This is a genomic window from Mesobacillus jeotgali (genome assembly GCF_014856545.2).
In the GTDB taxonomy this organism is placed as follows: Bacteria; Bacillota; Bacilli; order Bacillales; family Cytobacillaceae; genus Mesobacillus.
On record NZ_CP109811.1, the window covers coordinates 2,191,619 to 2,216,451 of the forward strand.

Genomic DNA, 24,833 nt, shown 5'->3' on the forward strand with positions numbered 1-24,833 from the left:
TCACCTTATGATTCATTTTTAAAATTGTACTTTATCAAGTCCAAGTATTCCTTATTTCTCTCTCCAGCTGAAACATTTTTATAAGAATAGGATTCAGCAGTTTTAATAAGATCTCTCGCTAGCTTTAAGGGAATACCATTTTCATTGCAGATTCTTGCTAGAAGCTCAGTTTCTCTTCTTGTAATTTCTTTCATTTTTAATCACCTTATATAGAAATATGTCGAATATATTAAAATTTTAACATAGTTATATTAAAAAAATACCAAATTAGTTACAATTATATTTTACCAATGTTTTGGAAGAAAAAGATTTTTAAGTTAGTAATGAGGTGAAGCAAATTGAGTTGGAATTTAAAGATTGGGGAAATACAACAAAGTTATATAACCGATGAGGATATTTGGATTGCCCTTAATAACTTCTTTTTTCGGTCAAATGTAACAATGTCCTACAAATTTGGTCTATTAAAGTCATTCTTGGAAAATTTGTATATGGTTAATGAAAAGTTAGAATTAAATTATGATCATTTATTTTATTCATTTACTAAAATATATTGGAATCTTGTTATTCACCATTCACTATGGCAATCGTCAAGTAAAACACAAAAATCTAGTATTCAAAAGATCATAGAAGAATTTGCGAAATCTTACTCAATACCTCAAGATCTTACTTTTGATAAACTGCCGTCTAATGCTCAAATAGAAATTGTGAAAAAAATTAAAAAAGCAGGAAAGAGATACGTGATAGGAGCCTTTTACTCTGATACAGGGAAGTTTTTTTATGAGTTTGATCTTAAACTAGAGTATCTTCGTTTCAATATACCGGTCTATAAATTTATTCAAAGGCATCAAAGGATAATCACATACATGACCAATTATCACCTAGCTCTTTTTTTAGAAAGAAACAATCAAATACCTAATATTAACTATTTACTTAATAAAGTGGAGAACGTCTCCAAAAGAGAGTCATTAAACCACTTTTTAACCATCCTATATCAATATGAAGAAAAAATTTGTTTTTATTGTGGTAAACCTCTTAATGTTGCTAAGAACAATTTGATCCATGTTGACCATTTCATTCCTTGGAGTTTTATACAAAGCGATAACCTTTGGAACTTGGTTTTGTCTTGCCAAACATGTAACTTAAAAAAGAACGATAAACTTGCAGAGGAAGTTTATCTCAATAATATACTGGGCCGTAACGAGGATTTAGCTTTTAAATTAAAGGAAGATAATCAACCTCATTTTGAATTTTATAATCAAGAAAAATTGATAGATTTATACAAGTTTTCAAATTTAAATGGGATATCTGAAGTTTGGAGTCCGTATATGTGAAAAACTAAATTACACGGTCTGATAGTTATTTATTACAAGCAGGTATCAATAGAAGAGGGAGAACGGTATGCAAAGTAATTTAAGAGCAAGCTTATTAAAAGTAATGAATGAGTACTTGCAAGCAAAAAGAGAGCCTTTTGGAGGTCATCCACTCGGAACGTTTGTAAGGAATGACGTACCAGCGGAGTTTACTCGATTACCTATTGTACCTCCAACTGACTATGTTGTCACTGGCTCTGTAGGACAGGGTGTATGGGCTCATGTACCTTGGTTTGCAATAATGAATAGATCTGTCACAGTGTCAACCCAAAGAGGCTACTATATTGTTTACCTCTTCAGTGAGAATATGAGTAGGGTATATCTAACTCTAGCTCAGGGAGTTACCGAAACTTCACGAGAGGCCATGTATAAAATAAAAGAAGAAATACGTGAATCTGTTCCTCTTTCCAGCAAAGTAAGGAAGGATGATGATCTTTATTTAGGTAATAGTCCAAGGGCAAAGGCTTACGCGCAATCTACTGCGCTTTATATTCCTTATGAATATGAAAACATGCCGGATGAGAGTGAACTAGTGGCAGACCTAGAAGAAATGATTAATATTTACGAGAACTTTATTTTGATTAAGAATGGCAGTGTGCCTTCTAGGTATGAGGGAGATATTATGAGTGAAAATCCACATGATGTAACTAGAGAAAAATTCGAATACCTCTCGTACAATGATTTAGTTTCTCATATTTATTCTTTTATTAAGGGAAAAGGTTTTTATTACGAAAAGGACGAAATCATTAATCTCTTCTTAACCCTAAAAACAAAACCTTTCGTGATCATCTCAGGTATTTCCGGAACAGGTAAAACCAAAATTGTTCAATGGTTTGCTGAAAGTGTAGGAGCGACTGAAAAAAATGGTCAATTTAGTTTAATCCCGATACGTCCAGATTGGAATGATGGTTCTGATTTATTGGGTTATGTTGATATCAAAGGTGAGTTTAAAGAAGGTCCTTTAACGAAGGTGATCAAGAACGCCCACCAGAATCCTGAGTTACCTTATTTTGTTCTAATGGATGAGATGAACCTGGCGCGTGTGGAGTATTATTTTAGTGATATTTTAAGCGTGATGGAAAGCCGTAAGTGGGAGAATGGGGAGGTTGTTTCTTCTACTCTCCTCTCAAGTGATGTGTATGGGGAGGATCTTACACTTCCAAACAATCTTTATATTATCGGTACTGTTAATATGGATGAAACGACGCATCCATTCAGCAAAAAGGTATTGGATCGGGCAAATACGATTGAGTTTAATCGTGTTCATCTTGGTAACCTGGCCTTTTTAACTGAGCTTGAAGAAGTGGAGCCGAAGGTCATTGGTGAGGATCGTTTTGCTTCTAAGTATCTTCATTTGAAAGATGTATATAAAGATAATAAAGAAATTGTGATCAGGGCAACGGATGAACTGGTTAGGATTAATGAATCGCTCCAGTTGATTAATGCACATGTGGGTTACCGCGTCCGGGATGAGATTTGTTTTTATCTTGCATACAATGAAGAATCGAGTTTAATGAAGTTTGAACCGGCATTTGACCACTGCATCTTGCAGAAAATTCTCCCGCGAATTGCAGGCAGCGATACTCGAGTGGAACAATTGCTGAGGGGACTTTTTAGTCTGTTTGCGAATCAAGAGTATGAAGAAGATTGCCAAATTGACATTCAAAATGCCAAGTATCCACGAAGCGCAGCAAAGGTTGCTGAAATGCTTGGGAGGTTAAGAAACGATGGCTTTACTTCCTTCTGGATCTCGTGATGATGTTGAATTAGTAAAAATAGAGACCGAGGATCTTTCATTAGTGATAAAGGGAAAACCTTATCATGAGCGGTATGAAGGTTTACGACAATATAAGGCTATGGACCGTCATGATGTGATGGATTTTACGGTAAATGGAGATGGCATACAAGAGATCAAGGTTTATGATATCGCCAATCAGGAGCTGGTAACTCCCTCTGATCAAAGACCAATCTTCTTTGAAAATGGGGTCTATCAGTTGATCGTCGTTCCGAAAGATGATCGGGAGTTCACTTTTTATCACGAATATCCTCTTATCAGACAAGCCGTCTCTACGGTGCCAATTGGCAGCCATTCTATTTTAATGGGGAATCTGCAGTTTCAGAATGAGGTTGGGTTTACATCGTTCGAAATTAGGGCGGATGGTAAGGAGATTCTTGAAGTCACGCTGGAGATTTTCCCTGTTAAACTCGATTATAAAAAGGATTATCAGAAGCTTTTAGAGGAAGTGAATGATGAAATCTATAACCTGGCTTTTCACTTTATTCGAAAAACGTATTTGGGTGCCAGGTTAAGGCTGGAGGGGAATCCGTCGAAAGCGGAATTTTACCGGCTGATTAGTGAGCATTTTCATCAATTTCTCCAGGCTGTTGCGAGAATTGAATTCCAACCTCATCATAAATTAGAGAAGACGTATGAAAAAGCACGTGGGGACCAGCTGAGGAAGCAAGACTCTGTTAGCAGGAATTTTTTGCGGAAGCGTGCGAACGTCTTTGTCGATGTTTCAAAAGGGATTGCTGTTCATGGCAGGACGGTGATGCCTTCTGAAGGGTTGAAAATCAAAAAAGAGCTGACATATGATACTTTGGAGAACCGCTATGTTAAGTGGATGATTGAGCGGATTAAACAAAAGCTAGATGATTTAATGGACTCTATTGTGAGTAAAAACAGGTGGACCAGAGAGAAGCCAGATTATGACTTAGTTGAGAAAATTGAATCGATGTCCAAACAGTTAAAGTCAAAGATGAGCAGTCCTTTTTGGAAATCTATTGGCAAGTTGGACCGATCGGTTATGAGTCTGGTACTGCAAATGGCACCCGGTTATCGGGACGCTTTTCAAATCTATTTAACTGTGTCAAAAGGATTGATGCTGCAGGGAAAGCTGTACCGAATGTCGGTGAAGGATGTTGCCACTCTCTATGAATATTGGACTTTCTTGAAGCTCGGACAGATTCTTAGCCGTAAGTATAAGCTTATTAGCCAGGATATAGTTCAAGTTAATAGGGAAGGGCTGTTTGTAAATCTGGAAGCAAATAAAACGGCAAGAAGAATATTCAGGCACCCTGTAACAAATGAAGAAATCATTTTAGCGTACCAAAAACGGGAGACTAGCTTGCCGACTGTATCGCAAATACCTGATACGATGCTGAGCATTGAGAAGAAGGGAAAGGATTACAAGTACCATTATATTTTTGATGCTAAGTATCGAATTGATTATGCTCAGGAAGACAGCTTTTATCAGAAACGATATAAGACACCCGGTCCCATGGAAGATGATATTAATACAATGCACCGCTATCGTGATTCGATTGTTACGACAAATGGGGGTCCATTTGAGAGAACCGCTTTTGGAGCTTATGTGTTATTCCCATGGTTTGATGAAAACGTCTATGAAGAGCACCATTTTTACAAGAGTATTGATAAAGTGAATATAGGTGGGCTGCCTTTTCTTCCGAATGCCACGAATATGGTTGAACGTTTTGTAGAAAGATTGATCGATAAGAGCCCAGAGGAGATTCAAAAGGAAGGGATCCTGCCAAGGGGTGCGCATGAAGAATGGCAGTCGAGCCTGGATCAAATGGTGTTGGTAGGGCTGGTTTCCGATCAAGAGAGTTATGATCAATTCATCAAAGAAGCCTATTATCAAATTCCTGTAAAGCAATTAAGGAAAGGTTGGCAGGAAGCTGAGTATATAGCCTTGTATGTTAAAAACAGCTTAAATACTGATAATGGCGTTCAGCTTTATGCGAAGATTAAAGATGTTAGGCCTTATCATGATGGAACAGACGAATATATGCGTTTTCATGCAGCACCCTGGTCTAGGCTGAAGCAGAACATTAGGCCCGTTAATTACGGCATATCAACCTATGTGATGACGACCTTAAATACTCTAAAGGAAGCGCAGGAACTTCCTGAATTATTCATGAAGTCCAAGGAAGAGATGACCATTTGGCGTATGCTTAGGAGGGTCTCTGATCAAATTAGGATTGACCTGGATCATGAGAATCTAGACCGGGCTTCTGGAATTTCAGAGTATAAGATTAAGGATATCAAAGTGATCATGGATAAGAAGAAGAGGGAAATCCGGTTTATTCAAAATAGTGTAGAAGAAGTAATTTCGATTGATCAATTGGAGAGAAATCCTTCAGGGGTTTTTAAGAAGTTGATGGAGATGATTCAACAAAAGGGTTATTGAAGGCAGACTATTTGGTCTGCCTTTTGCTGTTTCTTTTTGCATTCTTACATACTTCTATCCCAGGGTTGGTTTGCACACTTTACATGGTTTAACGGATTGATCGTTTATTCCTTCAAGGTGTTCCAGAGGCCGATAGTAACCGTTCTTCTCCTGATTAATGATCACTTTCAAATCAAAATTCTTTTTTGTGATATAGGAGCAGCTTGTCTTATGCAGCTTATTTCCAGTAGCGGTGTCATAAACGATTACGTAGGGATATTTTAGGATTTCAGCAAACATCTTTATAGCCATAAATATAACACTCCCTTTTTCTATGAATATATCACTTGGATAAGCTGAATGGTATAATTTAACTAAAATATATTCTGAATTGAGGGAAAAAGACATGGCATCTTTTACTCAGGAAAAATTTGATTTGCCAGGAAACTTAAGAGGCAGAAGTATTCATCTAAATGTTATTCCAACTGTGTCCAATTTGAAAAATGTCATTGATAAATTGATTGTAGTTGATGGGGATGTAAGTCAATTAAAGCAGTGGGAAAAGAGGAGTTATGCAGCTTATCAGATTAGTAAAATCAAAAGAGAAGTGATGAATGCACCGACAAAGGAGCGCAGAACGAATCTTGTAAAACAGCATATTTTAAATCAGGATCCCAATGCTTTAGGTGTTAGCTGTATTGATATTTATTTAGTTGCCTACGTTGCAGAGAACGTTAAGCCGGGAAAGCAAGCATTTATTGAATATGTGATGCAGCAAGGGATTACAGATAAACCTAATTCGGCACAGGCAATTTGGCAGGTTGGGAAAGGGGATGGAACCTATCTTGGAGTTTTAAATGAAGATGGTTCTGTCCGGGATTGGGATTTTTTCAGGAAGTGGATTAATGGTTTAAGTATTGGCAAGTCAAAGGTATATAACAAGCTAGTCCGAGACCGAATACCTGAAATCATTCATCAATCAGGTAAATCATTTAACATTAGAACACTATCACATGAGGAATACATAAAAGAACTGAGAAATAAAGCATTTGAGGAGATGAATGAGTACGCACAGAGTGCCAGCAATCAAGAAGCAGCTGAAGAACTGGCGGACTTGCTAGAAGTTATGCATTCAATAGCAAAAGTCCATGGTTATACATTTGATCAGATTGATGAAATACGCAAAAGAAAAGCTGAGGAGAGAGGCGGGTTTAGGGAAAGGATTTATTTGATTGATGTAGAAGAATAGTTAAAGATAACTAAGGAGAAAAATGATGGATAAAAAGACATTTAAGATAACCTTTAATATATTGCTGGAAGCGTCAGTGGACGGACTTACAGATGAACAAAAGATTAAGTATATGAAAAAATGGATTAGAGAACACGAGAAGATTGAAGAAAGCAAAACGAACAAATCCATTAAGGTGCCTAACTCTTTACCAGTAGATAGCACTGAGAAGATAGGTGAATTGGTAAGAACAAAATTAGCACAAATAATACGCAACCACCTACTAAGTCCAGAAAAGGTACGAGTTTTACAGGATGCAAGACACTGCAAGAATTTATTTGACATAAATTATCCGATGCTAAAAAAGGTTACATATGACGGTCCTTTAATACAGCAAAGAACAGTGAATGGATATTTCCGTTACTGGGCTAAGCCGGTTACTATACATAATGAAAAATATCTTGTATGCAATGATTGGTATGAGAGGAATAGAACAAAGTTCATTAATTGGGTGGATGGTTTGAATTAATAAATTCATTGTTCTTTTTATCTAACATCATTAAGATGTTTAGAAGGGCATCGGAACAATTTTAAATGACTGTTGGTATCAAAAAAGGTCTTGGGGAGAAGTAGGATGGCGTTTTTTAAAAGTATTTTTAAAGGTGTAGGTTACATATTTGTATTTGGTTGGATAATAGGATTCATTCAATTTCGTTTCAGCCTTATCAGGATTCATCATTCAACCTGGGGTGCCTGAAAATGCAAATAACTTAATATGGTCGCTGGTGAGTATTCTGATTGTGCTTGTATCATTCTTGATTAACCGAAAAACCGTCCTTGATGTAATTGGCTTTTGTTTGACTTTTGGCTTTATGGGATATCCTGTATTGCATGCTATGCTGGCTATGGTTCCGACTTTTCTATTGCTGTTTAAATTCGAGGATAACGGATGGATTCACGAAGTAATTATTGGAGGCTGTTCTAATCCTCGTCTTTTTCTTTGTTGTAAGTCCTTTCTATCAAAGATTTATCAAGTGGTATTTTAAAGAGAAAGAGAGCTTACTGGAAAAGAAGGATCCATTAGAACCTGTTACTCCTCTACCCAGTGACAAACAAAAAGAAGCGTAAAAAGAAAAGAATTAGTTAGAAAGCAGAAGATATATTAATCGATATAGGATGCATGCTAGTAAAGTTTTAAACTTAGAGTATTATAAATACTACAAATAGAACGGTCAATAGTGATTTATCACTTAGTTGGGCAGTAAACGAAAATGCGCATTAATTTCGGATTTAATATAAAGCAAAGGTTAATAAGCCTTTTGCTTTTTTTAAAAGAGAAACGTATTGGTTTATCGAAGTTTACAGTTCCTGTTTTTTTCCCAATAAAAATATGACAAATAGAGTTGTTTAAATATAATTATTATCATTTTTAGGAGATGTTTCCTAATTTTACATCATCAATAAATTAGTTCTTTGTAAACTTTTACAGAATCTGTTTCTACTATATTCTTAGTAATTAGATAGGAAAAGGAGGTTTTATAATGTTTAAATTATCTTCAAAGGTTCTTGCCGGAACTCTGGCCATCACTCTAGCAGGAACAAGTCTTGCCTGGGCCTGTGAGGATGGGCAAAAAAGTTACATTGAAGCTGGAGTTTCCACATTTGGCGGAATTCCTCTTGTGAAGGGCTCAAAAAACTTCATGAATCTGCAGGAAACTGCTGCAGTACCTTTAAAAGAGTTGAAGGGATCGTCAGTGACCACTGCTGATGTTTTTGCCCATAAAGGATATGCCTATCTGGGAACTCACAGAGGGAAGATGACAAACGAGGGAGTCCGAATTTTTGACATGAAGGACCCGGCAAATCCTAAGGAAGTAGCCGTCATCGGAAATGATATTCCAGGAACATGGCAAGAAAAAGTCATTGTCCGCTCTGTCAGTACTCCTTCTTTTAAAGGGGATATAGCTGCCATCAGTGTTCAACGAGTTGATAAGGAACGATATGGCTATGAAGGTGAAACGTCTCCTAATGGCGGAGTTGTACTTTATGATGTCACAAATCCTGCGTCACCTAAGAAATTAGGTTTTTGGAAAACTCCTTCCAACCTGCCAACTGGCACGCATGAATTCTGGTTGACGGAGCAAAACAACCGTTTGATCCTGCTGGCAACTAACTATCAAGCAAAAAGATATAAGGAACAGGGAGTAGAAGTGCATGACTTCTCCATTGTCGATGTCACGGATCCAACCCAGCCAAAAGAGTTGTCCAATTGGGATCCAACAGAGGTAGGCGGTGCTTTTGATGGCAATTATACATACAAGGATGAGACGGGAGCGTCAAGGACTGCATTCCTTCACAGTGTAATTGCGGACGAGACGGGTAAGTATGCATATCTGTCTTATTGGGATCTGGGAACAATCATCTTAAATATTGAAGATCCGGCAAACCCGAAATTCGTAGGCCGTACTAAATTTGAGCGTGATGTTCAGGGAGCTGCCCATTCAGCTGCACTTGCTCATGGAGGAAATATTCTCATCGAAACAAGGGAAGTATTTAATCCTGATCCACATGATCCAGCATTCGAAAGAGGATGGGGCTATGTCCGAGTCTATGACATTAAGGATAAAAGCAACCCGGTGTTGCTGAGCACATTCCGTACATTGAATTCAGCGGTTCAGATTAAAGCAGGCGAAAGACAGCCTGGAACCTATACAGTACACGATCCAAAAGTCAGAGGAAATACTCTTTATCTGTCCCATTACTCAGACGGTATTCGAATGGTCGACCTTACCGATCCTAGCAATCCAGTAGAAGTCGGTTCTTATGTATCTGATAAAGCAAACGTTTGGGGAGTATTTGTGGACCGTAATTATATCCTTGCTTCAGATATGGGCCAAGGGTTGAAGGTACTTCAGAAGAAAGGAACAGGGTTAAGATAAAGCACTAACGCAAGTATGACCAAATGGCTGATCTTTTTAGAAAATACTAGGTGAAGTAGGAGATGATCTCTGTTTTCGGCAGGGGTCATCTTTTTTATATTCTACTATATTTGTATTAAAAAGACCCTGTGCAACAAGTCGGCTCCACAGGGTGCAGTTTAAGACAAAGAAACTATTTTTCCAAAAGCTCACGATAATGATCTCTAACCAAATGCGTCAACCCAATTTGATCAAGATAACTGGTTGGTGCCAGGAAGGTTACGGTGACGACTCCTGGATGGCGGCCGATTTCGATGGAGCCTGTGATGGTGGCTCTGTTCATGACTTCTGGAACTGTGATTCCGAATGCTTCGGCTGCCCGTTGTAATCCATTTTCGGTTGCTTCATTCAGGTTGGCTCCAGTACCGATGAAGGAGATTGGCTGTGATTCCTCTAGCTTGCGCACTCCCCATTGTTTGGCTACGTTTTGTGCAGATTCTTTTTCTTTTTTCGTAATTGGCTTTGCCAGGTAAGGCAGGTCTTCGCCAACTGGCAGCAGGATTGGGCCATCGATGTTCAACCCTTTTATAACGATTGTTTGGAGGGTGACGATGCCTGATACATCTGTCGTATGTCCTGCAATCTCACCGTCTCCCTGCATGGCATGCATATCCCCGATATACACTCCGCCGCCTTCTACTTTTACAGGGCAAATCAGGATGGCGCCTTCACGGACTCTGTTTATGTCCATGTGGCCATCGGTGCGGTCTGCAAGCTGCTCTTTAGTAATTCCGTATTCATGAGGGGCATCAACAAGGAATTGGCCAAAGTCACCTGCATTATGAGAATCCGGTAAGGCTCTGCCGGGAGTTGTTCCCAGCTGGCCAAGGAAAGGACGAAGCCTTGCGACTGTTCCAACCAGGTCATGAGGGGCGAAAGCGACAATTGGGTTTTGTACCGATTTTTCCGGTGTGTTCATAAATGCTCGACCCTGGCTGGCGGCTTCTTCGGCTGCTTCTTTATGTAAAGTGACACCCACCTGTCTGTTGGAGTCAAACGCGATCGTATAGCCATTTGTAAAAACAAAAGGGGTTACATCTGTACCGCATTTGCTGCAGCGAACGGATTCAGGACCTGTGCCTACAACCTTTGTCTCAGGATAAAGCTCTCCACAGCCGGGACATTTAACGGCGACAAAAGGATCGCCAACAAACCTGCCTTCAACAGGTGAATCGTTCCCTGAGGAAGTTCCCATTGAAGTGACCTGAACGGACTTTATCCGTATGGCAATCGCATCGCCTACTTCCGCGCCTTCAACATATACCGGTTTTGTTACTTCATGTCCTCCGCGGATACATGGTGTGATCATCGGACCCCAGCATCCTGGCGTCGTGTTGGCAATGATATGGCCGCCATTTTTTACCGGGCCAAGCATCTCCTGTTCAGGGTCAAGAATTCCATTGGTAAACTCATTCACATAAACTGTTTGCTGAGCTTCTCTCACTGTAAATCACCCTTTCTGAATTTTCTGTCACAACTTTATTATAGGCCTATTTTAGGGCAGAGGCCATTCTAAAGGTTGGTAAATACATCTTGAAAGAGTAAAAGAATCCACTGAAAAAATGCGCTTTTTATTTAATCATTTACGTTCTTTATTGTGATGTTTTCAATTTCTTTCGGTAATCTTCAAATTTGGAAATTATGAAAATGAAGAGGGTAATATTTGATTCTTTAAATAAAATGGTAAATAAATTTGAAAAGCCCGATATTCCATGCAATTTGAAAAATGTCGATTCAAGATATGGCTGAGTAAAGGCATTGTTGCGATTAAAATCAATATTACTAAAATCGAAGCAAAGGCTAAACTCAGTCAGAATCATCCATCTGAACGGCAAGAGTTAGTCATTGAGCAGTTAGAAAAATCAACTTATCAAAACGATTTACAAATAGCCGGCCTAATGAAAACACAGTTGTGATAAATATATTTATGAGCGAACAATTGGCACTTTTCCTGAAGTGCTTTTTTTTTTGGATAAATGCATAATGGATAATTATGTTAATATGGTTTCAGAGTAATAATATCCTGATTTCTAATAAGGAGCTATGAAATGAAGTCCTTCCTTAAAGCGTTTTTCAAATCGGTCTATTATGTATTCATCTGGATTTGGGTTATGTTGCTTTTTATCTTTTCTATTTCATCATTATTTGGACTTTTAACAGGGTCAGGAGTGATTGGCAGTGCGGACAATCTTACGGGCTCCATGCTCAGCTTCCTGGTTGTTCTGGTTTTATTCCTGATCCACCGTAGAAGTGTTCTTAATGTTATAGGGTTCTGCTTAACTTTTGGCTATCTTGGATTTCCGTTATTTCATGCTTTTCTAGCTCTGATACCGACATTTATATTGTTGCCTAGACTTCAGAACCTTGGGACGAATATTGAAACAGTTATGTTTTTTGTTTTGTTTCTAGTTTTTATCTTCGTTTCAGGTCCAATTTATAGAGGTATTGTCAGGTGGTTTTTAAGAATAAAAGAGAGTCTGTTGGAAGGTAAGCAAGTTAAAGAACCGATCATCTATCATCAGAAGAATAAAAAGAAGCGGAATAGGAAGAAAAGTGGCTAAATAAATAGCTCCTTTTGTTAAACAATAATATTAAAAATAATCAAGCGTACTACAGACTCAGGACGCAGTTATTTATGAAAAGGGAGAAAAACAATGTTCAGTTTTAGAGTGAATGATTCTATAAGTCTCGAATTATTGCAACAGCATCATTCTGAGGAAATCTTTAAGTTGATTGATAACAACCGAGAGCATTTAAGACAATGGCTACTGGGTGGATAAACGGAAAAGTGCAGAAGATATGGTGCCGGTGATTAAGTATTGGTTAGAAAATCTGGCTAATAATCACGGGTTCGATGTTGCTATCAGATATAATGGTGATCTTGTTGGCATGATAGGCGTCCAGTTTGAATGGGGGAATCGGGCCGCGAGCATTGGCTATTTCATTTCGAAGGATAGTGAAGGTAAAGGGATCATCACGATTAGTTTAAAGAGTATTATTAAAGAGCTATTTGACAGATATTCCATGAATAGGATTGAAATCCAATGTGCAGCTAATAACCTGAAAAGCCAGGGGATACCTGAGAGATTAGGGTTTAAAAAGGAAGGAATCAAACGGGCGGGACAATTTCTATACGATCATTATGAGGATTTGATTGTCTATAGTCTTTTGAGAAATGAGCAGACCTAAACTCTATTAGATTAAAATTTGATACCAGCATAAGTAGAGGGTAAACTCCCTGCTTCTGCTGGTATCTTTTTTAACAATTGATAGACTGCATTTCATCCAATTGTTTTAATACATAGGTTTCGCGTTTCAACCAGCCGTTTTGCCCAAACTTGCCAATCAGGCTTTCGTTTTGCTTAATGGCTTCTTCGAGTGTAACCCATTTTGGAGTGAAGTCCAGTACCGTTTCGTATTCATCTAATTGCAACTCATCTTTTTCTTCTGATACGAGATCACAAAGGTAGTAGTGTGAAGTCATTTGAAATAATGCATCCTTTTCGAAGTCATCTTTTTTCCGTTCAATGATTGTGCCAATCTTGTCCAGGACAATACAATTAATATACCCGGTTTCTTCTTTTACTTCTCTCTTCAGACATTCCTCATGGCTTTCGTCCTTTTCAACTCCACCACCGGGAAATTTAAAATCCCCTGTATTTGATTGAACTAGTAGAATGTGATTATTCTTCATAATAATGGCTCTTACTGCTATTCTCTCGATGGTATTTTTATAAATATCCATGTTGGATCCGTCTATTGTCATTTTGAAGTACATGGTTTTCATCTCTAGCATCCTTCCACCATTTAATTCTCCTTAGAAAATTATACCAATTTTCCTGTAAATATATTATACTTTTAAAAATATCAAAAAAGGCGGGGTTCTTGTGAGCGATTGTTTTATCTGTAACAAGCATAGTGGCACTATCCAGACTTCTGGTGTGGCGATTTATGAGGATGATTATGTTTATGTTGGCCATATTGATCGTAATGGGGATCCTAATTATTTAGGCCATATTATGATTGATTTAAAAAGGCATGTTCCGACACTTGGGGATATGAACATGGAGGAAGCAAAAGTGTTTGGCATGACGATGGCTAAAGTGAGCAAGGCTCTCATGGAAAGTGAGGGTGCTGAGCATATCTATTCCTATGTGTTGGGGGATGCGGTGCCACATCTACATATGCACTTGGTTCCTCGCTATCCGGGCACTCCTAAGGAATATTGGGGACCGAATGCTGTGTATGATTGGGAAGGTGCTCCAATGGGTGACAACGATGATGTGGTTGCACTTTGTACCCGCATCAGGACATATTTAGAGAATCTTGCAGATGAATAAGAGCAGCCAGGAATTTAGCTGGGTAGGGAGTCAGGAACATTTCATTGATCAGCAAGAGACTTTTTGTCATGGAAAAATTGTGGTTGGCCGGTATGGTGGCAATTCGAGCGCTGGTCAATATAAGAATGAAGATGGATGTTTAGTTTGGTTTAATGAGCAGCAAGATTGGGAGTTTTCGATCCTACTTGACGCACATAATACTGCGGAAAGTGCAGAGTTGATTATTAAGCTATTTGAAAGTGCGGAGGCTGTTATAAAACATCTCTTGTCTTCGCCGGCAAACCACCTGACTTTTAAAAAGATTGAAGAGAAGATATTAAGCCTATTTTTATCAGAAGAATTCCTGTCAGCCTGCCGAAATGTTACTGGTGAGACAGCTTGCTTAATTGTCGCCAGGAAGGATCAGTATGTATGGTGGTTTTCGGTTGGTGATTGTGTGCTCTATTTATTCCACGAGGAACTTGCTGCAATGGGGCAGTATCAGTTAAACCAGAGACAATTTTATGAGTGGATTGGCGAGGTCAATACATTTGAATTGGATGTTCCTTGCTACAGTGTTGGAATAAGAGAACTGAGAACAGGGAAGAATCGGCTTTTACTGACCACAGATGGGCTGATTGAATGCCCAAATGAACCTTACGCAGACCCTGCCAACATTTATCAATCCTTTTCTGAAACTGAAGAGGATGAAAGCATCATCTATTTGATGTTGGAGAAGATTAAGGACCAAAATGTCAGGGACAGTACGACCATCCTTAGCTGGAATGTGGATGTTATTAAGAAAGCTGCTCGGCCGAGTGATCAATAATAACCTTTATATATAAATCTAGCACAGGATGTACCCTGTGTTTTTTTTTATTAATGAGAATTCCATTCCTAAATCTTTGCGAAAAATTAATGAATCTGTTACGATTTAATCGTACACGATTTAATTATTCCGAGGAGTGACTATAAATGAAAACTGTTTATGATTTTACGGTAAAGAAGCCAAATGGGCAGGAGCAGACTTTAAGTGATTTTGAAGGAAGACCAATGTTAATTGTCAATACTGCAAGTAAATGTGGCTTGACGCCCCAGTTTAAAGGGCTTCAGGAAATGTACGATGAATATCAGGAGCAAGGTTTGGAGATTTTGGGTTTCCCTTGCGGCCAGTTCAATGACCAGGAGTTTGATAACATCGAGGAGACGACTGAGTTTTGCCAGTTGAACTACGGTGTGTCATTCCCGATGTTCGCGAAGATTGATGTGAATGGCGCAAAAGCTGATCCTCTTTTTACCTTTCTAAAAGAACAAAAAGGCGGAGTTCTGACGAAGGATATCAAATGGAATTTCACAAAGTTCCTTGTTGACCGAAATGGGCAGGTGGTTAAGCGCTACGCACCAACTACTGAGCCAGAAAAAATTAAGAATGATCTTGTTAAATTACTCTAAGCATTTTGAAGGATGAGTTACTTGAACGATTTTTTAACATTGGAAAATCAGTTGTGCTTTGCTGTCTATGACGCGGGAAGCCAGTTTACCAAACTTTATACAAAAGCGTTGGATGCTTTCGGGCTCACTTATCCGCAATATTTGGCGTTATTGGCTCTTTGGGAGAAGGATGGGCTTACACTTAAGGAGCTGGGCGAAAGGTTAAACCTCGGCACTGGCACTTTGACTCCGATGATCAAACGGATGGAAGCCAATGGATGGGTGAAAAGGGAGCGTTCAACCGAGGATGAACGGAAGGTTTCCATCACCCTTCTTCCAAAAGCGATTGAGCAAAAGGAGAAAATCGTGCAGAAGATTGCTGCTGAATTGAAGCTTTGCAATATTGAGTACGAAGAGTATGAGCAATTGATGAAGCAGTTAAACGTTTTGCGGGGGAAATTGAATACGTATAATATGTCATGAGAAATACACGCCATCTGAATAACGGGTTTAACTACTATACCATAAAGTTAATTTAGATCGTAAAAATGCTTTTTGTAGAAATGTCCTAAATCAAACGACTGCACTAAGAAATAAAACAGGTGATCTAATTGTGAATATACCAGTAAAACTTAATGATATAATTGAGGAAATGGAAGGACAGTTTGAAGAATCCCATTCATTATTAAATAAAAAAACGGGTGAAATCGTGTTGGTAACATCGGAAGACTTAAGAGCTGCAGAAGACGAAGTACCATTTGATCATTTACCTGAATGGGAACAAGAAAATAGAATGATTGCAATTGATGTAGTTGAAAACTTTGAGCATTATATAGAGTTACCCACTAAATTTGAGTTAAATGAATATGAAATAATAGAAAACTTTTGCTTAACAGTCCGTGGTCAGCAGATGCAGGAATCTTTATTACGGACAATCAGAGGAAATGGTGCCTTTAGAAGGTTTAAGGATAAAATAATAGAGTTTGATATGGAAGAACAATGGTTTTCATACCGTGACGAGTGTTATAAGCAAATTGCGATTGATTGGTGTCAAGAAAATAAAATAGACTATATTGAATAGTAATGATAAGGGAGTGATTACATATAAAAAGAGTAATCACCCTTTCTTTTTTGCTGAAAGATCAATTCGTTCATCGTTTTTCCATTGACAAAAAATTAGCACAAGTATTATATTAGAAGTCCTGCCAACTTTTCGGTTGGCGTAAAAGGGGACTGTGAAAAGTTCATTCTTATGGGAAAGGGAATGATAATATGAACAAAGAACAATTAGTGGAGAGTGCGCGTCAGACGAAAAAGAATGCTTATGCGCCTTATTCTAAATTTCCTGTTGGTGCAGCTTTGCTGCTAAAAGATGGTACCGTTTACAACGGAGTTAATGTTGAAAATGTATCTTTCGGTGCGACAAATTGCGCTGAGAGAACGGCTATTTTTACTGCTGTGGCAAATGGTTATAAGAAGGGTGACTTCGAGGCGATCGCCGTCTCTGGTGATACAGCCGACTTCCTGCCGCCTTGCAGCATCTGCAGACAAGTGATGGCGGAATTCTTTTCACCAGATATGCCGGTGTACTTAACGAATGATAAAAAAGAAATCCGCGAGCTGGCTTTGAAAGAATTATTGCCATACGCGTTTACAGACTTGGATATGTAAATTTTCATAAATAGTACGAGAGCATGTTTTGATCATTAGATCAGGATGTGCTTTTTTCTTTAGTTTTCTTTGTAAAGGATGTTGCTTTAAGAAACATCTAGGATATGCCTAATTATGGTACAATTGAGACAATATTCAATATAAAGGGTGCTCAGTTTTATGGAGAAGAATTTAAAGAAACACTTACAAGCATTGGAGGAGAGTCACACAGGACTTGAAGTACGAACAAGTCGTGAAAAGCTGGATGAAATACTCGCGGACGGGTTCTTTGAAATAGGCAGTTCAGGCTATATGTTTGATAAGAAAGAATGCCTTGAAACTGGAGTTGTGTTGACTGAAATGTCACTGCATAACTATAAAATTTACCCTTTGGCACAAGATGTAGTCTTATCTACTTATTTTATTGTTGATCAAACCAGGGACCGTAACACATTACGCAGCTCTATATGGAAACTTATTGATGATAGATGGCAATTATATTTTCATCAAGGAACTATTTCACCATTGCAATTGAGCGAAGTTATTAGAGAAAACAACAAGATTGTTTTTGGTGATGACTAACATGAAAAAATAAAGCTATTGTTGAAAGAACTATTATGTTTAAGTGTTTGAGGAGGAGCATTCTTGAAAGTTACTGCAAATTATCTTATTCAGTTAGCCGGACTAATTATTTTAATCTTTGGCGGAACAATGATCATTGTGTATTCCCAAACTGGTGATATATTAATAGATCAGCTTATTGGTACTTCCATTGGAGTTGTACTATTGATCGCCAGCTTGATTTGGAAAAAAGTGAAGAAATCAGATACATAAGAGCACGAAACAGAATGAAGTATTCATAAAACTTTTGGAGAAAAAATTGTAAAAGACGAAGATAAATAGCCAAAAATAGAGCAGTATTTACGCGTGAAGGCGTAGAATACTGCTCTTTTTCATATTGAAAAATATAAGATCATATGGTAACTTTATATAGATGCGCATTGTTAATTTGGAGTTCGATATAATTATCCCTATTTTAATTATACAATGCAATCGAAACGGAAGTCAACTCTTTTATCAAAAAAATTAGGGGTGTTGCAATGAGTTTGGATCTTCAGCGTGAGCAAAAGCGTTTGAACAGTGTGATGGAGGCCATTACGGATGAGATGAATAGGGTGGAAGAGGCAACTTCCAGGCGTAAAAATGAAGTCGTCCACATCCGGAAGCACTTTTGGGATGAAGTGAAGGTCAATACGGATACCTTTGATGATTTTCTAGAAACAATCATTGGTTTGAGGCAGGAAGCGCAGGCTCTATCGGTTAGCCAGAGCACACACAGGCACTCTTCTAAGCGTCTGGCTACACTAAGCCGAATGAAGGAGATTCCCTATTTTGGCCGGATTGATTTTACAGAAGAAGGTACTTCGGCTCCAGAACAAATCTATATTGGTATTTCCTCGCTTACTGATGCTGCAGGCGAAAATTTCTTGATCTATGACTGGAGGGCTCCAATCTCAAGTGTTTATTATGATTATCAGCCTGGTCCGGCAAAATATCAAACACCTGGAGGTACGGTTGAAGGGACACTCGAGAAAAAGTGGCAATATCTTATTCGTGGCGGCGTTTTGCAGTCGATGTTCGATACGAGCCTTACAATTGGAGACGAGATTTTACAACAGGTGCTTGGCAAAGGCACCGATAAACATATGCATAATATAGTCGCAACCATTCAACAGGAGCAGAACCGGATCATCCGCCATGACCGCGGCAGACTTTTGATTGTTCACGGTGCGGCTGGGAGCGGCAAAACATCGGCTGCGATGCAGCGAATTGCTTATTTACTCTATAAATACCGGGATCAACTAAATTCCGATCAAATTATCCTGTTCTCACCGAATACGATGTTTAGCAGTTATGTTTCCAATGTCCTTCCGGAACTTGGAGAAGAGAATATGCAGCAGGCAACATTCCAGGAATATCTGGATCATCGGCTGGGTAATGAGTTCGAAGTCGAAAATCCATATCAGCAATTGGAATATGTTTTAACAGCTAAGGGTGACGAGACGTATAAAGCCAGGGTAGCGGGGATTCAATTCAAAGCATCCATTCATTTTTTTGAGGCAATTCAATCCTACAGGAAATCACTCGAGGTTTCTGGAATGGTCTTCAAGAACATCCGATTTAGGGGAGAGCCAATTGTCACTTCCCAGCAAATCGAAGACAGGTTTTACAGAAGCGAGGCGTCAAACAGTTTTCACAGCCGTCTTGAAAAATTAAGAGATTGGCTATTAAAACAAATTGCTGAGGCTGAGAAGCTTGAACGGACTAAACCTTGGGTTCAGGATGAAATTGAACTGCTTAGTGATGAGGAGTATCATAAGGCGCATGCCTATCTGGCGAAAAAACGGGGATATACAGGTGAGTCGATTCATGATTATGAAATCGAGGATGATGCACTGGCACGCCTGATTGTTAGGCGGAAGTTAAATCCATTGCGTAAAATGATCAAGGCTTATCGCTTCGTTAACATCAAGGGAATCTACAAGCAGCTTTTCACTGGGAGTAATCAGAAAAAGTTGATGGACTATGATGTACCAGAGGAATGGCAGGGTATTTGCTTATCGACGGCCAAGATGCTCGATGAAGGGAAGCTGTATTATGAGGATGCTACTCCATTTCTGCTTTTAAAAGAGTTGATTATGGGCTTTCAGATCAACAGCTCAATCAAACACATTGTGGTGGATGAGGCTCAGGATTATTCTCCATTTCAATTTGAATTTTTGAAGCGATTATTTCCTGCTGCAAATATGACTGTGCTCGGAGACTTTAACCAGGCGATCTTCGCTCATGCCAGCGAGGTGGTCGATTTTCATACACTCACCAGCCTGTACGGTCAGGATAAAACTGAAGTGATCAACATGTCGCGGAGCTATCGATCCACAAAGCCGATTATTGAATTTACACGTTCGCTTGTGCCTAACGGAGAGAGGATTATTCCATTTGAGCGGGATGGCGAGCGGCCGATGCTGACACAAGTGGTGAATCACAATGTGCTCCATAGACGTATTGCTGATAAAGTGGAACAGTTACGGAGCCTTGGTTATCAGAGCATTGCGATCATCTGCAAATCGGCTGAGAAAAGTCGAAAGGCGCACCAATCCCTTGCAAGCATTGAAGGAATCAAACTCATAAAAAGCAGCTCGATTGAATACGAGCAAGGAGTAGTCGTAATCCCGTCCTATTTATCCAAGGGAATCGAATTCGATGCCGTCATCATCTATGATGCATCGGAGAATGTGTATGCTAGTGAGAGCCTGCGAAGAGTATTCTATACCGCCTGCACGAGAGCGATGCATCATTTGCAGATATATAGTGTAGGAGAACCAAGTCCGTTTATACGAAACGGATTGCGTGAAGGGTTGATTTAGAAAAAATAACATCTAGAGAGGGCAGTATTTACGCATTAAATCGTAGAATATTGCCCTTTTTCATATTGGAACATTAGAAAGGTGATCAATAATCAACTTGTACCACTTCATAAACTATTGTTTGTGGCTAATCATTTGCGGAGGCTCTTCTGACCATCCATTTTTAATCATGATTTTTGCCCCTTTATGGGCATATTCAAAAATATCCTTTGTAAAAATGGACATTTTTGCAGGCAGGTCATTGCGTAAACTAAAAGCGGTGCCAAGGGAGTTGCTTCCCAGGGAAAAACTGCAAAACAGGCTGGTACAATACATCATTAGCTTATCAGAAAATGGAGCGACTGTAGAACGGGTTGCATTTCCTCCTGGAGATTGTGGAACAGGGAGTGCGTCTTGAATCATTAGTTCACTTACTTCTTTGATAATCCCTTTAGCCAGCTCCGCGCCTTCGTGAAAGAATTTCTTCACCTCATTATTATGGGCGCACTGTTCAAATCCTAATATCATTTGTAAGCCTGTAAGATTTGATTCAATCCCCTTATGAAGATGGGCCACCTCAACCGCGTTTAATGTCCTTTTCTGGGTTAGGGGATTTAGGCTGTTTGCACTTAAGTAGTCTTTATTTTTTACAAACTCTACTGACTTTGGCATTGAAACGAAAGGAGTCCTGACAAGAAGCCCCTTCTCAAGCAAATACTGCGAACAAATCCTATAATACTTTTGTGAAAGAGCGGTAAGATCTTCAAAAAGAATATTAATATCTTCTCTAAACGTCATAGTCAAATTCAATGAATGAAGTCCCATGCTGATTTGATTTATTAATCGGACAAACATAATGTCAAAACCATTATCAAATAGCTTGGGGACATCCTTATTCACATCCTGTGCTGTGTAGCCGACGGGAATAACGGCCCCTTCCTGTTCATAAATGGCGATTATTTTTCCAACATAAAGCTCAAGATCGCTATGTAAACTAGTCATAATCTCCTTTGCTTTTTTGTCATCAGCTTTCTCTATAAAATACTCTAACATTCTTAAAATCATCGTTTTTTCCTGATAAGTGAGCCATAATGTCCCTAATTCAGAAGAAGTTATCGGCGCTTTTTCTGGCATTGGTAAGCCTCCTGAGTGTTTTTTTTATGATGTGCTGAATGAGGAAATTTGATACTTAAAGGCTGAACAGCATATAAAGGGGACATTTTTAGTATGCCAAATCCTCATATTTATTTTTTATAAAATGAAAGAAAAGGATTAATAGCACCGCTGCTGCTGGGTATACGGGTATGGAATACAAGAGCTTCCAGCCTGTATATATTAGGGCGTTATTTTTCACAGTAACCCATTCGTAAAATACTGAAAATACTGTCCATCCTAAAATATACAAAACTGTTTTTTTACCGTGTAATTCAAACTTATCGTAAAAATACAGAAATACTAAGGATGCACAAGGGTACATGAATAAATGGAATAATGCACCGGAAAGTTCGTATGTTGGATTATCACCAAAATAGTAAGCTTTAAAAGGGGTTGCGATTAAGAAGTAGTCAATTGATGAAACAAGGAATATGTTATACATCCAAATAAGAAGGACAATTACTGGCCTGAAGTATTTTCGGATGGGCCAAAATGTTAATAATGCTGCAACCGAAGAAATCAGAAAGTACCATTCGTTCCAATCGTACTTTACATTCATTTATAATGTCCTCCTTTAAAAAGTAAAGTTCGGTATCCCTTCATAAAGCCAATAAGCAATAGGAGACCCCCAAACCAAACGGATGGTGACCACCAAAATTGCCAATTCACATGAATCAATACACCTAAAAAATGGTTCAGCCATTCTACGCTTGTTAAGATAGCTACAAACAAAATCATTAGAAAGCCCTTTTTGTACCATGAATCCGTGACCAAATAATAATCCAAAAAAAGAACCATGATCACCGGGTAGAGGTTGATTCGACTAATAAAATGAGACATTTCAAGCGGTAAATTTTCAGGGATGTATAGAGTTTTAAAATTCATATAACATAGTGCAGAGAAATTCTGAGCAATGTAAGAAGCGAGAAACCAATAAGCCGTGAGCTCAAGAATATGGAGATTTTTCTTTTTCTTAATTAAAAAGAGTAAAGCGACTCCGTTTAATAAGAGATAAATGAACAATATCATATAAGAATCTCCTTATTTGCCTATTTCCTTTATCGCTGGGCTATTTTCCTGATTGATAGGGAGTCTTCGTAAAAACGATAAATCTCATAATGACTTATTGTCACCAAAAATAAATCTAATATGTTTCCCTCTTATAACTAAATCCTTGGTTTTAATCTGGGTAGATAAAGGACTACAGACCCCCCGCTTTTATCAATTTGTGAAAAGGGTATACATACTTAGAACAGCTTACAAAAGAAAGAGGGGAGATTGATGTCCAATTCTAATGTGATCCAGACGACGTTAAGAGGGAAGGAGCTATTATCGAATCCTTTTCTGAATAAAGGTACGGCTTTTACCAAACAGGAACGTGAAGAGCTGGGACTTGAAGGGTTATTGCCGCCCCAGGTACTGACGCTCGATGAACAGGTAAAAAGGGTTTATGAGCAGTATTCTATCAGGACCACCAACTTATTTAAGAATGGACTTCTTTATGACTTGTATAATCGGAATGTTGTCCTGTTTTACAGATTGCTTAAGGATCATTTAAGTGAAATGCTTCCTATTGTCTATACTCCTACTGTCGGAGAGGCCATCGAGCAGTATTCACAGGTTTACCGCCGGCCAGGTGGATTGTATTTATCGATTGATGACCAGGATGGGATTGAAACAGCGTTTAAGAACCTCGGGCATGCCAAAAATGAAATTGATTTGATTGTCGTTACCGATTCCGAAAGCATTCTCGGCATTGGAGACCAGGGGATTGGAGGAATCAATATCTCGATCGGTAAGTTAGCTGTCTACACAGCAGCTGCCGGAATCAATCCTAGCCGGGTATTGCCAGTTGTGCTGGATGTCGGAACGAATAACAAGGCTCTGGCGGAAGATCCGTTTTACATTGGAAACGAGTTCCCTCGGGTACGAGGAGAGCGTTATGATGAGTTCATTGATGCGTTTGTCTCAACAGCAAGAAAATTTCACCCTGATGTCCTGCTGCACTGGGAAGACCTTGGCAATGTGAATGCCCGTAAAATCATGGAGAGGTATGGAGATAAGATACTCACGTTTAATGATGATATCCAGGGAACCGGAGCTGTCACCCTCGCTGCCATCAAGTCTGCCCTGAAGATGACAGGGAGTTCATTGAAGGATCAGCGGATTGTTGTCTTTGGGCCTGGTGCTGCGGGAATTGGCAATGCTGATCAGATGGTGGATGCCATGGTTTCTGAAGGATTATCGAAGGATGAAGCTTATGACCAGTTCTGGGCAGTGGATTACAGGGGCCTTTTGACGGAGGAACATGGAGATGTCCTGGATTTCCAAAAACCATATGTCCGTGGAGTTAATGAAGTGGAAAATTGGGCACGGAATGACGAGGGCATTATCCCATTAATGGAAGTGGTCAAAAGGGTGAAACCGACGATTCTGATTGGTACATCTGGACAAGCCGGTGCTTTCTCGGAGGATATTATCAAAGAGTTGGCAAGCCATACAGAGCGCCCAGTCATCATGCCGATGTCCAATCCGACATCACTGGCAGAGGCTGTCCCAGCTGATTTGATCCAGTGGACAGAAGGGAGAGCGCTGGTTGCAACGGGTAGCCCGTTTGAGGATGTGGATTACAACGGAGTTTCCTATGAAATCGGCCAGGCTAACAATGCTTTTATTTTTCCAGGTCTCGGCCTCGGAGCCATCGTGGCAAAAGCAGAAGTCATTTCAAAAGGCATGTTCACCGCAGCTGCAGATGCTGTTGCCGACATGTGCTGCAATGATCAGCCGGGCGCGTCACTCCTGCCTAACATCAATAAATTACAGGAAGTATCCGAAAAAGTCGCGCTGGCAGTCATTGAAGCGGCTATCAAGGAGGGAGTTGCAAGGGCAGATATCACTGATGCCGAAAAGGCAGTGGCAGATGCTATGTGGAAACCGGAGTATAAGGAGATTAGAAGTATTAAAATTTAATGGCTGGGATTACAAGAGCGCAGGGGGGACCCTGTGCTTAATTTGCTTTTTACTAGTTTAGTGTAGATATGCTTTGTGTTGAGAAAGGTGAATGTTTTCGGAATCTTCGAGAGTAAGGAATGACTTTTTGTTTTG

The 24,833-nt window shown here is 39.2% G+C and carries 25 protein-coding genes; 18 read left to right on the plus strand and 7 right to left on the minus strand.

The window, feature by feature from the left end:
* Nucleotides 1–5: 5 nt before the first annotated feature.
* Nucleotides 6–194, minus strand: a complete 189-nt coding sequence (locus FOF60_RS11035; RefSeq protein WP_192473157.1) for a DNA modification system-associated small protein — start codon at nt 192–194, stop codon at nt 6–8.
* Nucleotides 195–338: 144 nt separating this feature from the next.
* Here FOF60_RS11035 and FOF60_RS11040 point away from each other — a divergent pair, with 144 nt between their 5' ends.
* The 3 genes from FOF60_RS11040 (at nt 339) to FOF60_RS11050 (ending at nt 5,581) form a co-directional block, all read left to right on the plus strand.
* Nucleotides 339–1,331, plus strand: a complete 993-nt coding sequence (locus FOF60_RS11040) for an HNH endonuclease (protein WP_192473158.1) — start codon at nt 339–341, stop codon at nt 1,329–1,331.
* A 67-nt stretch (nt 1,332–1,398) separates the two neighbouring features.
* A complete protein-coding gene (locus FOF60_RS11045) occupies nt 1,399–3,126 on the plus strand; it encodes an MrcB family domain-containing protein (protein WP_192473159.1) in 1,728 nt (575 codons plus the stop codon).
* Nucleotides 3,098–5,581: a restriction endonuclease-like protein gene (locus FOF60_RS11050; RefSeq protein ID WP_192473160.1), complete on the plus strand. Its 2,484-nt coding sequence runs from the start codon at nt 3,098–3,100 to the stop codon at nt 5,579–5,581. Before FOF60_RS11045 ends, FOF60_RS11050 begins: the two co-directional genes overlap by 29 nt.
* A 54-nt stretch (nt 5,582–5,635) precedes the next feature.
* On the opposite strand, the gene FOF60_RS11055 is transcribed toward FOF60_RS11050, so the two are convergent.
* Complete coding sequence (locus FOF60_RS11055) at nt 5,636–5,872, minus strand: hypothetical protein (protein WP_192473161.1); 237 nt, start codon at nt 5,870–5,872, stop codon at nt 5,636–5,638.
* Between the two features lie 94 nt (nt 5,873–5,966).
* Here FOF60_RS11055 and FOF60_RS24415 point away from each other — a divergent pair, with 94 nt between their 5' ends.
* The 3 genes from FOF60_RS24415 (at nt 5,967) to FOF60_RS11070 (ending at nt 9,727) form a co-directional block, all read left to right on the plus strand.
* Nucleotides 5,967–6,809 (plus strand): nucleoside triphosphate pyrophosphohydrolase, encoded by an 843-nt coding sequence (locus FOF60_RS24415; RefSeq protein ID WP_319801575.1) that lies wholly within the window; start codon nt 5,967–5,969, stop codon nt 6,807–6,809.
* A gap of 25 nt (nt 6,810–6,834) precedes the next feature.
* Nucleotides 6,835–7,317, plus strand: a complete 483-nt coding sequence (locus FOF60_RS11065) for a hypothetical protein (protein WP_264647673.1) — start codon at nt 6,835–6,837, stop codon at nt 7,315–7,317.
* 1,012 nt (nt 7,318–8,329) lie between these two features.
* Nucleotides 8,330–9,727, plus strand: coding sequence for an LVIVD repeat-containing protein (locus FOF60_RS11070; RefSeq protein WP_192473163.1), 1,398 nt, complete (start codon nt 8,330–8,332; stop codon nt 9,725–9,727).
* Nucleotides 9,728–9,899: 172 nt separating this feature from the next.
* On the opposite strand, the gene FOF60_RS11075 is transcribed toward FOF60_RS11070, so the two are convergent.
* The gene (locus FOF60_RS11075) at nt 9,900–11,210 is read right to left on the minus strand and encodes an acetamidase/formamidase family protein (protein ID WP_192473164.1); all 1,311 of its coding nucleotides are present in this window, start codon (nt 11,208–11,210) and stop codon (nt 9,900–9,902) included.
* Nucleotides 11,211–11,814: 604 nt separating this feature from the next.
* On the opposite strand from FOF60_RS11075, the gene FOF60_RS11080 reads away from it, so the two are divergent.
* Entirely contained in the window at nt 11,815–12,327 is a 513-nt protein-coding gene (locus FOF60_RS11080) for a hypothetical protein (RefSeq protein WP_264647674.1), read from the plus strand.
* A 211-nt stretch (nt 12,328–12,538) separates the two neighbouring features.
* Nucleotides 12,539–12,955 carry a GNAT family N-acetyltransferase gene (locus FOF60_RS11085; protein WP_264647675.1) on the plus strand — a complete coding sequence of 139 codons (417 nt, stop codon included), beginning with the start codon at nt 12,539–12,541 and terminating at the stop codon, nt 12,953–12,955.
* Between the two features lie 70 nt (nt 12,956–13,025).
* Here FOF60_RS11085 and FOF60_RS11090 read toward each other — a convergent pair whose 3' ends face one another.
* Entirely contained in the window at nt 13,026–13,553 is a 528-nt protein-coding gene (locus FOF60_RS11090) for an NUDIX hydrolase (protein WP_225650385.1), read from the minus strand.
* A gap of 100 nt (nt 13,554–13,653) precedes the next feature.
* On the opposite strand from FOF60_RS11090, the gene FOF60_RS11095 reads away from it, so the two are divergent.
* From FOF60_RS11095 to helD, 9 genes are all read left to right on the plus strand, one after another.
* On the plus strand, nt 13,654–14,106 hold the full coding sequence (locus tag FOF60_RS11095; RefSeq protein WP_192473165.1) for an HIT family protein: 453 nt from the start codon (nt 13,654–13,656) through the stop codon (nt 14,104–14,106).
* Nucleotides 14,099–14,914 (plus strand): PP2C family serine/threonine-protein phosphatase, encoded by an 816-nt coding sequence (locus FOF60_RS11100; RefSeq protein WP_192473166.1) that lies wholly within the window; start codon nt 14,099–14,101, stop codon nt 14,912–14,914. Before FOF60_RS11095 ends, FOF60_RS11100 begins: the two co-directional genes overlap by 8 nt.
* Before the next feature lie 146 nt (nt 14,915–15,060).
* On the plus strand, nt 15,061–15,537 hold the full coding sequence (locus FOF60_RS11105) for a glutathione peroxidase (protein ID WP_192473167.1): 477 nt from the start codon (nt 15,061–15,063) through the stop codon (nt 15,535–15,537).
* A gap of 21 nt (nt 15,538–15,558) precedes the next feature.
* On the plus strand, nt 15,559–15,999 hold the full coding sequence (locus FOF60_RS11110) for a MarR family winged helix-turn-helix transcriptional regulator (protein WP_192473168.1): 441 nt from the start codon (nt 15,559–15,561) through the stop codon (nt 15,997–15,999).
* Nucleotides 16,000–16,129: 130 nt separating this feature from the next.
* Nucleotides 16,130–16,597: a UPF0158 family protein gene (locus FOF60_RS11115; protein ID WP_192473169.1), complete on the plus strand. Its 468-nt coding sequence runs from the start codon at nt 16,130–16,132 to the stop codon at nt 16,595–16,597.
* 191 nt (nt 16,598–16,788) lie between these two features.
* On the plus strand, nt 16,789–17,187 hold the full coding sequence (locus tag FOF60_RS11120) for a cytidine deaminase (protein ID WP_192473170.1): 399 nt from the start codon (nt 16,789–16,791) through the stop codon (nt 17,185–17,187).
* 159 nt (nt 17,188–17,346) lie between these two features.
* Nucleotides 17,347–17,748, plus strand: a complete 402-nt coding sequence (locus FOF60_RS11125; protein ID WP_192473171.1) for a nuclear transport factor 2 family protein — start codon at nt 17,347–17,349, stop codon at nt 17,746–17,748.
* A 63-nt stretch (nt 17,749–17,811) separates the two neighbouring features.
* Entirely contained in the window at nt 17,812–18,000 is a 189-nt protein-coding gene (locus FOF60_RS11130) for a hypothetical protein (RefSeq protein WP_192473172.1), read from the plus strand.
* Nucleotides 18,001–18,266: 266 nt separating this feature from the next.
* On the plus strand, nt 18,267–20,594 hold the full coding sequence (helD, locus tag FOF60_RS11135) for an RNA polymerase recycling motor HelD (RefSeq protein ID WP_192473173.1): 2,328 nt from the start codon (nt 18,267–18,269) through the stop codon (nt 20,592–20,594).
* Nucleotides 20,595–20,708: 114 nt separating this feature from the next.
* Here helD and FOF60_RS11140 read toward each other — a convergent pair whose 3' ends face one another.
* From FOF60_RS11140 to FOF60_RS11150, 3 genes are all read right to left on the minus strand, one after another.
* Nucleotides 20,709–21,707 (minus strand): DUF3231 family protein, encoded by a 999-nt coding sequence (locus FOF60_RS11140; protein ID WP_192473174.1) that lies wholly within the window; start codon nt 21,705–21,707, stop codon nt 20,709–20,711.
* 88 nt (nt 21,708–21,795) lie between these two features.
* Nucleotides 21,796–22,287, minus strand: coding sequence for a hypothetical protein (locus FOF60_RS11145; RefSeq protein ID WP_192473175.1), 492 nt, complete (start codon nt 22,285–22,287; stop codon nt 21,796–21,798).
* Nucleotides 22,284–22,757, minus strand: coding sequence for a hypothetical protein (locus FOF60_RS11150; RefSeq protein ID WP_192473176.1), 474 nt, complete (start codon nt 22,755–22,757; stop codon nt 22,284–22,286). The genes FOF60_RS11145 and FOF60_RS11150 overlap by 4 nt, the downstream gene beginning before the upstream one ends.
* Nucleotides 22,758–23,009: 252 nt before the next feature.
* On the opposite strand from FOF60_RS11150, the gene FOF60_RS11155 reads away from it, so the two are divergent.
* Nucleotides 23,010–24,698 (plus strand): NAD-dependent malic enzyme, encoded by a 1,689-nt coding sequence (locus FOF60_RS11155; protein WP_192473177.1) that lies wholly within the window; start codon nt 23,010–23,012, stop codon nt 24,696–24,698.
* Nucleotides 24,699–24,833: the final 135 nt, after the last annotated feature.